Genomic DNA, 11,228 nt, shown 5'->3' on the forward strand with positions numbered 1-11,228 from the left:
TTATCATTACTATTACGATACTTATTTCTTATCCCACCAGAGCGGCGTACCTCCATTGTCCTCACCTCCCAAGAGAGAAACGGCAGCAGCCACATTCTGCGCATTGTCACGATACTCCGTCGAAGGGAAGGGAACACGGCACACTTGCGTTTCCGTATCAATCAGACCTCCGCTATTATTGACTACCACGGGGAATATCTTGGGATAAGCCGTGCGACGGAACTCCGACCAGGCCTCCTGTCCATCCGGATAGATGGCAATCCATTTCTGCGTGATGATACGTTCCAATTTCTCTTCAAAATCGGCAGCCTCATCCCACTTGATAGTAATGGTGCCCAGCAAAGGACTTCCTGCACCAATGCTATTACCAGAATTAACAGGATCTGTATAAGGAGCCGGTGTGCTGGTATCGTCTGCCAAATAATTGTCTGCTCCCGAAGCACCCAACAACTCGAATGAAACGCGTACGCCTTGTTCATACAGCTCTTCAGCCGTGCCATCCATTGCCCAACCCCGGATAGCACCTTCGGCGCGCAGGAAATAAGCTTCAGCAGGATTCATCCAAATCAGCTCGGCATCACTCCCGGTAGCCAAATCCGAAAAATCGGAACTCATGGCATAACTTTCTCGATTCATATCAATGCCTGTACGGATTCCTCTATACCCATCACTGGACAAACGGAAATAACTGCTGATGCGCGGGTCGTTGTAACCATTCATGTAAGAATCCATGGTTGCACCCATACGAGCATCAGTAAACTCACCCGGCCCAATCACGAACAAAGGATGACGATAACTGAAATCAGTATCATGTTTCAAACTGGCCACATCAGTCGAAGCGGTCATCACACCCAAAGGATGAGCCACAGCCTCCTCGGCCATTTGCTTAGCCTTGCCCTCGTCGACATAAACGATACGCATAGCCAAACGCAACTTCAACGTATTGGCAAATTTAACCCAATTGGCCACGTTGCCCCGATAAACGAAATCGTAATCTTCGAGCACCAAGGCCGAAGCATCTTTAGTATAGAAATCGTACAATACGCTGATAGCTTCATTCAACTCATCGAAGAAAGAATTATAGATATCCTCCTGACTATCGTAAGCATTGTAAAGCTCACCGTTTCCGAAACGTGTATAAGGAAGCGGGCCATAAGTATCCGTAGCACGAGACATAGCCAATATTTTCACGATGGTGGCCACTGCAGCCACTTGTGGACGTTCTTCGCGAGCCTTGTCATATATTTCTTTCCAAGGACTCATCACACCCACGAAAGCACGTTCCCAGGCCACGTCTCTCCATTCCACCGTCATGTTGTAAGTCAAGAAGTTGGAATTACCAAACCAGATATTGCAAGCACCCGTATAGCCGGCAAACGATTGTCCGGTCAGGTTATCTACTACCTGATAAGTGTCCGCACCGATACCCGTTCCATCGGCCGATAATTGTTCGACGGTAAACACATTCTTCAGCATTTGCACGAAGAATGAGCCGGTACTTAAATCATCCCTGTCCATCATGTCTTCCGTAGCCTGATGAGGATTGGTGTTCCACTCCTCATACATGCCCGTACAGCTTTGCGCAGCAAGCATCAGCGAAGCTGCTCCAGCCAGTAATATTCTTTGAGAGAATCTTTTCTTATCCATTAGAAGTAAAGTATTATAAGATTAACATTTAGAATTTCAAATTCACTGAGAAACCAATGTTACGCTGGCTCGGCTGCATGAAGTAATCGATGCCCTGGAAATAGGTACCTGTGCTGGAAGTAGCTTCCGGGTCGAAAGGAGCCTTGCAATAGAACATCAGCAAGTTACGCCCGATAAGCGACACATGCGCCCCCTTGATCCACTTCACCCATCTGTTGATAGGGATGTCGTAACCTATCGACAGCTCGGCCAAACGGATGTTGGTCATGTCGTACACATACATAGACCCAATGCCTGACGTACCACCACCAATGGCCTGGTAATATTCCTTGGCCGGAATCAACTGCCCGTTGACCAATGCTCCACCTTGATCACGCGCCTCAGCCGTAGCCTTGGACACGCCGTAATAGTCCATCTTAGCCTGCGTGGAAGACACGCCCACACCGCCAAAACGACCGTTGATCAGGAATCCGAGAGAAATGCCTTTCCATTCGAAACTGTTTCTCCAGCTCATTGTATAGTCCGGATTGGAGTTACCTGCGTAAATAAAGTTATCCGGGTCGGTAGTTACCTGTTGCGAAATCAAGTCTACGATGATGAAGCCATGTTCGTCTGTCTTCAAGGTATTCACATAAATGTCACCCATCGAACCGCCTTCTTTCAAAACCATCCGATAACCGTCTGTTCCGCCCATGTTCATTTCGTCCATTTCTACAAAACCACCGGTGGGCAACTGCTTCCGAGGCAACAACTCTTTAATGACATTCTTGTTGATAGAATAAATGAAGTTCGTGTTCCACTTCACAGGACCTAAATCTTGGTTAAACCCGACACTCAGCTCGATGCCTTTGTTGTCCACACGGCCGGCGTTGACATAATAGGAGGTATAACCCGAACTGGTGGGCAACGTCGGATTGAACAACTGATTGGAAGTAATAGACTTATAGAGTGTAAGGTCGATGTTCAGCTTGTTGTTGAACATACGGGCGTTCAAACCTACTTCGTAAGCCTTCGTAGACTCCGGTTTCAAATCCGGGTCTACCATATAAGTCATGGTTTGCGGATAACCGTTGATAACCGGATAGGTGGAAATCGGAATATAACGCATCAATGCATTACCCACTTTGCTGAAAGAAAAACGTGCTTTCAAGAAAGGCAAGATATCCGACTTGATGGGCAACATTTCAGTGAGAATAGCGGAAACGCCCACCGAAGGATAGAAGAAACCTCTTTTCTCATACTTGGTTCCACCCATTGTGCTGGGCCAGTCGTTACGAGCCGTCAAATCCACATAAGCCATGCTTCTGTAACCCACCTGAGCCGTGGCAAATACGGCCTGTGTATGGTCGTGATACCCTTCCTGAGCCACACGAAGACTGGTCAGGTTCAGATTAGGATACGTAAACAAATTGGCCGTGCTCTGCAAAGGGCCACCCATACTGGAATATTCATACTGCGTGTCACGCAAACTGGCACCCACCGTAGCTTTCAACGAAAAATCACCTATGTATTTGTCGATGTTCAACATGGCATCGGCATAAATTTGTGTCGTTGCCATATCGTCCTTATAATAAGCCCCATTATCCGAACCTGCAAAAAGATTCAAGGTAGAAGCATAATATTTCTTGGTACGCACTTCTTTCGTGCCATCATAGCGGACACGCCCGGAGATATTCATCCAGTCTGTGATTTTATAAGTCAAGCCGCCACCCATGATATACCTGTCTTTATGATTGTTGAACAGGTCACGTTCCGTAATCCACCAAGGATTCTGCATCATCATGCCCTGGTCACCATAAGGCCAATACTGGGTCTTGAAGTTGCGGGAAGCATCATAACGTTCGAAAGTCTTGTACTTGTTGATATCATCCCCTCTCGGAAAAAGATAAATGGGTACCAACGGATTAAAGTATTGACCTTGCGCCAACATGTTCTGTTCATTGATGCGCATGAACATAAAAGTAAGATCGAGCGTAAGGCGTTTGTCAAGCATGGAAGACGAATTGCGGAAAGTCACATTATAGCGGCTCATGTCGTTGTTGTGGATAAGCCCCCGGGCATTGACCGTCCCCAAAGAAAAATAAGTCTGGTTGTTCTCCGAGCCCAGCGAGACACTGGCCGAATTGCTCACATTGTAACCTGTCTGGAAAAAATCGGCAGGATCATAAGAAGTGGGCGTTACCAACTTCTGCCCCCAACTGTCAAAAGAGCCAGTCTCAGAACCATAGGTGTTTTGGAATTCCGGCAGTACAAAAGGCGAACTGAAGGTCGTACTGTTGGACAAATTGACTTCCGGCGCACCGGTACGCCCTTTCTTAGTAGTAATCATCACCACTCCATTGGCTGCTTCACCGCCATACAAAGCAGCCGCAGCAGCACCGGTCAAGACCGACATGCTTTCAATGTCATCGGGATTAAAAGCCGCTATACCGTCACCCGACTGGCCCATACCGGTGTACATGTCACCAGGCTGCGTACTCGACAAACTCGGCACCGGTATACCGTCCACCACATACATGGCATTGTTATTGCTGGCAATCGATTTGGTACCACGCATCACCACGCGAGTAGCACCACCGACGCCCGTAGAAGCCGTATTAATCGCAACACCCGCAATCTTTCCGGCCAGTGCATTCATAAAGTTGGCATCTTTCACCGTTACCAGGTCCGCCGCCTTCAGTTCCTGCACATTATAGGTAAGGGCCTTTGTTTCTTTCTTAATACCCAAAGCCGTCACCACGACTTCTCCCAGTTCAGTCAAATTCTCTTCCATCGTGATGTTAAGAGAAGTCCGATCCTTAATCGTCACTTCTTTCGTGGTATATCCGGTATATGAAAATACCAGCACATCACCTTGCTTTACATTCAATTTGAACTTACCGTCCAAATCTGTAATCGTACCGCTTGTAGTGTTTTTCAGACGAATGTTCACACCTATCAACGGTTCTCCGTTCGCGTCTTTTACCACTCCCGACACAGGGAAGGTCGACTGTTCCACCACATTCTGCCCGGGATGCCCGTTCACGTCCACAGCGTTCACTGCAACAGGCGCAGCTCCCAAAAGACACAATGCCATCCACCACCGAGAGGCCCAAGCGACTCTCCGCCCCTCCTTTTTCCCGATTTCTCGGATTGATTGATCGTTTTTCATAATTCTGCAGTTAATCTATATTATAGTGTTTTACATGCCGATTTCCATATTGCTGCAAGTCCATAGGAAAGTTATCATCACAGACTTGTTCAGACATTCTTTTTAGCCGTCACCCCGTACAGGATGTAAAAGACACCTTACCAGCCTTCTTCTATTCTCATGTTTCTGTTCCACGTAAACATTAATGGTATTAAATTCATAATATGTTCATACATTCAAAAGATTGTGCAAATATACAGAATATTTTTAATAAACAAGAGATTGCCTTGCTTTTTTGCATAAAAAAAATTATTTTTGTCCCAGAAACCTAAAAACGAATCTTATGGAGATAAAACAAAATCGTTCAAAACCACTTCATTTACAAGCAGAAGAGATGCTAAGAAGACTCATTGAGGAGAAAGAATACAAGGAAGGGAAATTACTGCCCAGCGAGATAGATATGTCCAAACAATTAAACATATCAAGGAATACGTTGCGGCAAGCCATCAACAAGCTCGTCATGGAAGGTCTGCTCATCCGGAAAAAAGGTGTAGGTACAAAGGTCGCCAAACGAGGCATTGCAGGAGGAATCAAGAACTGGCTCAGCTTCTCGCAAGAAATGAAAATGCTTGGCATCGAAATACGCAATTTTGAGCTACACCTTTGCTTCAAAAGGGCCACAGAGGAAATAGCCAATTTCTTCGAGATTCCACCCACACAGACCGACAACACCCGATGCCTGGTCATGGAAAGGGTCAGAGGGAAAAAAGAATACCCATTCGTCTATTTCATATCCTATTTCAATCCCCAAATCGGCATGACAGGAGACGAAGACTTCAACAAACCCCTATACGAAATGCTGGAAGCCCAATACGGCATTGTCGTAAAAACCAGCAAGGAGGAAATATCTGCACGCCTGGCCGGAGACTTCATCGCCGAAAAGTTAGAAATCAGCGCAGAAGACCCCATATTGATTAGAAAACGCTTTGTATATGACACGGAAGGCATGCCCGTGGAATACAACATCGGGTATTACAGGGCCGACAGTTTTACCTATACCATCGAGGCTGAACGCTGATTGAGGATGCCCATCCAAACGCCCCCTCTACAAGCGGAACAACAGGAGGAACAAAACAGGGGCTACCCCCTACCAAAGTCGTTTTTCCTCCCTACCTCCTCCCTACCTGGTCCTTGTTATAGGACAGGGACGAGGTAGGGAGGAGGTAGGACTAATGAATAAGAAAATCCAAACGGATTGCCTAAGAGCCTGTTCAAAATTCATTTTCCCTGTCATCCCGAGCGCAGTCGAGGGATCTCACTACGTGCCTGAAAAGTATTAGGGAGATGTTTCGACTACGCTTCGCTTGCTCAACATGACAGAGGAAGCGATTTTTTAACAGGCTCCAAAACAGAAGAGAAAAATACAAGAACGGAAAATTACGCCTCCCGGAGTGTGACAAACAGAAAAACCTTGCGACAGATAGGGCAAATATCAACCTTATTATGTATCTTTGTTAGCTCAAAAGGCTGACACCTAAAACAACCAAAAACGATGAAAGATTTTTTGAAATTCACGCTTGCCACCATCGTGGGTATTGTCGTATCGAGCGTATTGCTGTTTTTTATCAGCATCACAGTCATGTTCAGCATGTTATACTCGTCCGATTCAGAAGTTCAGGTACGGGAAAATTCCATCCTGAAACTGGACCTGAAAGGAACGCTGAGCGAACGAAGTCAAGAAAACCCGTTCACTATGCTGATGGGCAACGATTACGAAGCATGTGGACTGGACGACATGCTGGCTTCTATCCGCAAGGCTAAAGAGAACGAAAACATCAAAGGCATTTACATAGAAGCGTCGAACATGACAAGCAACGGTTATGCTTCGTTGAAAGAAATCCGCGACGCACTGGCCGACTTCAAGGAGTCCGGCAAATTCATCGTGGCCTATGCAGACACCTATACCCAAGGGCTGTACTACGTATCAAGCGTGGCAGACCAAGTGATGCTCAACCCGCAGGGCATGTTGCAATGGAGCGGATTGGCATCGACGCCGATGTTCTACAAAGACCTGCTGGAGAAAGTAGGCATCGAAATGCAATTCTTCAAAGTAGGTACTTACAAGTCTGCCATAGAGCCGGCAACCAGCATGAAGATGAGCGATGCCAACCGCGAGCAAGTGACCGACTACCTGACATCCATGTGGAGCCAAATCACGGCTGACGTCTCTGCCTCGCGCGGCCTGTCAGTGGAAGAACTGAATAAGGCAGCCGACCGTCTGTTGCTGTTCCAACCTGCCGAAGAGAGCATAAAATGTGGTTTGGCCGACACCCTGATTTATAAAAATGACGTGCGCGACTACCTGAAGCAAAAGGTGGGCATCGACAAAGAAGATGACCTGCACATGCTGAGCCTGCACGACATGCTCAACGTAAAAAAGAATGTACCGAAAGACAAAAGCGGCAACATCGTAGCCGTATATTATGCGCATGGAACGATTGGCAGCATGATGGGAGGCTCGGACGAAGGCATAGAAGCGGACAAAGTGATACGCGACCTGCGCAAGCTGAAAGAGGACGAAGACGTGAAAGCCGTCGTGCTGAGGGTCAACTCGCCCGGAGGCAGTGCTTATGATTCGGAACAAATATGGTATGCCATCAGCGAACTGAAGAAAGAAAAGCCTGTCATCGTGTCCATGGGAGACTATGCGGCTTCGGGCGGATACTACATTGCGTGCAATGCAGATACCATCGTAGCAGAGCCTACCACCCTGACCGGCTCGATAGGCATCTTCGGACAATTCCCCAACCTGGAGGGGCTGTCCAAGAAAATAGGCGTCAGCTTCGACGTGGTAAAGACGAATGTCTACGGCGATTTCGGGCTGCCCACCCGCTCCATGAACGAGGGCGAAAAAGCACTGATGCAAGCTTATGTCAACCGGGGGTATGACCTCTTTCTGACCCGCTGCGCAGAAGGACGCGGCATGAGCAAAGAGGCCATGGACCAGATAGCCCAAGGGCGTGTATGGACAGGAACCAGAGCCAAAGAACTGGGGCTGGTGGACGAGCTTGGCGGCTTGGACAAAGCTATCGAGATAGCCATAGAAAAGGCAGGCATAGATGCCTATACTTTGATGAGCTATCCTGCCAAGAAGAGTGCATGGGAGCAATTGAAAGACTTCAATGCAGGCTCGTATGTCAAAGCACAACTGCTGCAAGGAGAGGTGGGACGCTTGTATCGACAGATTGAAGCAATAGACCAGCTCCAACCAGAAGACGCCATTCAGGCTCGCATGTTTTTCGAACCGAACATCCATTAAAAGCCAATGGAGGAACAGCCAATCAAGATATTCCGATGGTTATATCCCGCCTCGTGGTTGTACGGGATAGGGGTTTACCTGCGTAACAAACTTTTTGACTGGGGATGGCTCCAGTCAAAAAGTTTTTCTGTACCTGTCATCTGCATAGGCAACCTGGTGGCAGGAGGAACGGGAAAAACACCACATACCGAATACTTGATCCGGCTGCTCAGCAACTGCGGATGGAACGTAGCCACGTTGAGCCGGGGCTACAAACGGAAATCCAAAGGCTATGTCCTGGCAGACGCACAAAGCAGCGCACAACAGATTGGCGATGAGCCTAAACAGATGAAAGGAAAATTTCCCGACATACGGGTGGCCGTAGACAAAGACAGATGTCACGGCATCGAAAAACTGCTGGCGCTGGAAAATCCTCCGGTCGATGTCATTCTGCTGGACGATGCTTTCCAGCACCGATACGTAAAAGCCGGCCTGAACATATTGCTGACTGACTATCATCGGCTGCTATGCGACGATGCCCTGCTTCCGGCCGGACAATTGCGGGAACCGGCAGAAAACAAACAACGGGCACAGGTGGTTATCGTGACAAAATGTCCGGACGACCTCAAACCTATTGATTTCAACATCATCACCAAGAAGTTGCACCTGTATCCATATCAAAAGCTTTTTTTCTCGGGTTTCCAATACGGGCAACTATACCCTGCCTTTCCACAGAAAGCCCAGTCCGGCAGATTTGCCTTGAACGGCACGGAACAGTTGCTGCTGGTCACGGGCATTGCGTCACCGGTGCCACTGCTGAAAGAGTTGAAGCCGAAGGTGGAACATCTGGAGCACGTGGCTTTCAGAGACCACCATCATTTCACCAAGAACGACCTGCTGATGATAAGAGAGCGTTTCAACCGCTTGAAAGGAAGCAGGCGCCTGATTGTCACCACCGAGAAAGATGCGGCACGCTTGAAGGAACACCCCTTATTGCCGGCAGAATTGAAACCTTTCATCTACGCACTACCCGTAGAAATAAAGATATTACAGAGACAACAACCTATTTTTAACCAAACTATCATCGATTATGTTAGAACGAATACAAGAAACAGCAACTTTCCTGAAAGGGAAAATGCATACACAACCTGAAACGGCCATCATTCTGGGCACAGGGTTGGGCAGCCTGGTCAACGAAATCACGGACAAGTACGAAATTGCATACAAGGACATCCCCAATTTCCCCCTCTCGACAGTGGAAGGTCATAGCGGGAAACTGATTTTCGGTAAGTTAGGACAAAAAGACATCATGGCCATGCAGGGGCGCTTCCATTACTACGAAGGCTACACCATGCAACAGGTCACTTTCCCGGTGCGCGTCATGCGCGAACTGGGTATCAAGACGCTGTTCGTATCCAATGCTGCCGGCGGCATGAGTCCCGACTTCTCCATCGGCGACCTGATGATTATCACCGACCATATCAATTTCTTCCCCGAACACCCGCTGCACGGCAAGAATATTCCCTATGGACCGCGTTTCCCGGACATGAGCGAGGCCTACGACCGGGAACTGATTCGGAAAGCCGACGCCATAGCTGCTGAAAAAGGTATCAAGGTGCAGCACGGCGTGTACATCGGTACACAAGGACCTACGTTTGAAACGCCGGCAGAATACCGCATGTTCCACATTCTGGGAGCCGACGCAGTAGGCATGTCCACGGTGCCCGAAGTCATCGTTGCCAACCATTGCGGCATCAAGGTGTTCGGCATCTCTGTCATCACCGACCTGGGCGTGGAAGGCAAGATTGTAGAGGTGTCGCACGAAGAAGTGCAGAAAGCTGCAGATGCCGCGCAGCCCAAGATGACGGAAATCATGCGCGAACTGATAAACCGTGCCTAACGACGAAAAAGGAATCTATGCGAACAGAGATAGCTACTTTGGGTGAATTTGGCCTCATCCGACACCTGACCGAAGGTATTGAACTGAAAAATGAATCGAGCCGTTACGGCATCGGCGACGATGCGGCGGTGCTCTCCTACTCCACCGACAAAGAGGTGTTGGTGACAACCGACCTGCTGATGGAAGGCGTGCATTTCGACCTGACTTATGTGCCTTTGAAACATCTGGGCTACAAATCGGCCGTAGTGAACTTTTCGGACATCTACGCCATGAACGGTACGCCCCGGCAAATCACCGTTTCGCTGGGCATCTCCAAGCGGTTCAGCGTAGAAGACATGGAGGCTCTGTATGCAGGCATCCGATTGGCATGCGAAGAATACGGCGTGGACATCGTAGGCGGTGATACCACGTCGTCACTGACCGGACTGACCATCAGCATCACTTGCATGGGTGATGTGGAGAAAGGGAAAGCCGTCTATCGGAACGGGGCGAAAGAAACGGACCTGGTCTGCGTGAGCGGTGACCTGGGTGCGGCCTACATGGGGCTGCAACTGCTGGAGCGGGAAAAGGTGGCGCTGAAGGACAGTCAGGAAGACATCCAACCGGATTTTGCGGGTAAGGAATATCTGCTGGAACGGCAACTGAAACCGGAGGCCAGACGGGATATTGTCGAGAAATTGCGGCAGGCAGGCATACAACCTACGGCTATGATGGACATTTCGGACGGACTGTCGTCGGAACTGCTGCACATCTGTACGCAGAGCAAAGTGGGCTGCCGCATCTACGAGGAGCATATCCCGCTGGACTATCAGACGGCTGTCATGGCAGAAGAACTGAACATGAACGTGACAACGTGTGCCCTGAATGGCGGCGAAGACTATGAATTGCTGTTCACTGTCCCCATTGCCGACCACGAGAAGGTATCGGAGATGGAGGGCGTAAAACTTATCGGCCACATCACGAAGCCGGAACTGGGCTGTGCGCTGATTACGCGCGACGGGCAAGAGTTCGAACTGAAAGCCCAAGGCTGGAACCCGCTGAGGGGAACGGACAACGGGCAGGCCTAATGGCACGCAGATGACGCTGATATAACAGATGACCACAGAAGACTATAATAAGTAGATGTTGATATTTAGTTTATACTATCGATGTGTCTGTCATTCCGAGCGTTGTTCTCCCCCGACAAACGGGGGAGAACAATGCTCAACATGACAGATACAACACAATGTATAAACTAAATTTCAGTACCTACT

The 11,228-nt window shown here is 48.6% G+C and carries 7 protein-coding genes; 5 read left to right on the top strand and 2 right to left on the bottom strand.

The window, feature by feature from the left end; genetic code table 11:
- Nucleotides 1–21 precede the first annotated feature (21 nt).
- Together M3090_RS13460 and M3090_RS13465 are read right to left on the bottom strand one after the other, a co-directional pair.
- Nucleotides 22–1,647, bottom strand: a complete 1,626-nt coding sequence (locus M3090_RS13460) for a RagB/SusD family nutrient uptake outer membrane protein (RefSeq protein ID WP_249057143.1) — start codon at nucleotides 1,645–1,647, stop codon at nucleotides 22–24.
- A 28-nt stretch (nucleotides 1,648–1,675) separates the two neighbouring features.
- Nucleotides 1,676–4,798 carry a SusC/RagA family TonB-linked outer membrane protein gene (locus tag M3090_RS13465; protein WP_249057145.1) on the bottom strand — a complete coding sequence of 1,041 codons (3,123 nt, stop codon included), beginning with the start codon at nucleotides 4,796–4,798 and terminating at the stop codon, nucleotides 1,676–1,678.
- 322 nt (nucleotides 4,799–5,120) lie between these two features.
- Here M3090_RS13465 and M3090_RS13470 point away from each other — a divergent pair, with 322 nt between their 5' ends.
- From M3090_RS13470 to thiL, 5 genes are all read left to right on the top strand, one after another.
- Nucleotides 5,121–5,855: a GntR family transcriptional regulator gene (locus M3090_RS13470; protein ID WP_249057146.1), complete on the top strand. Its 735-nt coding sequence runs from the start codon at nucleotides 5,121–5,123 to the stop codon at nucleotides 5,853–5,855.
- A 474-nt stretch (nucleotides 5,856–6,329) separates the two neighbouring features.
- Nucleotides 6,330–8,096 carry a signal peptide peptidase SppA gene (gene sppA / locus M3090_RS13475; protein ID WP_249057149.1) on the top strand — a complete coding sequence of 589 codons (1,767 nt, stop codon included), beginning with the start codon at nucleotides 6,330–6,332 and terminating at the stop codon, nucleotides 8,094–8,096.
- A gap of 6 nt (nucleotides 8,097–8,102) precedes the next feature.
- Complete coding sequence (gene lpxK, locus M3090_RS13480; protein WP_249057150.1) at nucleotides 8,103–9,227, top strand: tetraacyldisaccharide 4'-kinase; 1,125 nt, start codon at nucleotides 8,103–8,105, stop codon at nucleotides 9,225–9,227.
- Complete coding sequence (locus tag M3090_RS13485) at nucleotides 9,166–9,975, top strand: purine-nucleoside phosphorylase (RefSeq protein ID WP_249057152.1); 810 nt, start codon at nucleotides 9,166–9,168, stop codon at nucleotides 9,973–9,975. The genes lpxK and M3090_RS13485 overlap by 62 nt, the downstream gene beginning before the upstream one ends.
- A gap of 17 nt (nucleotides 9,976–9,992) precedes the next feature.
- A complete protein-coding gene (gene thiL / locus M3090_RS13490; protein WP_249057155.1) occupies nucleotides 9,993–11,042 on the top strand; it encodes a thiamine-phosphate kinase in 1,050 nt (349 codons plus the stop codon).
- Nucleotides 11,043–11,228 lie beyond the last annotated feature (186 nt).

Origin of the sequence: Bacteroides sp. ET71 (assembly GCF_023336905.1) — a bacterium.
In the GTDB taxonomy this organism is placed as follows: domain Bacteria; phylum Bacteroidota; class Bacteroidia; order Bacteroidales; family Bacteroidaceae; genus Bacteroides.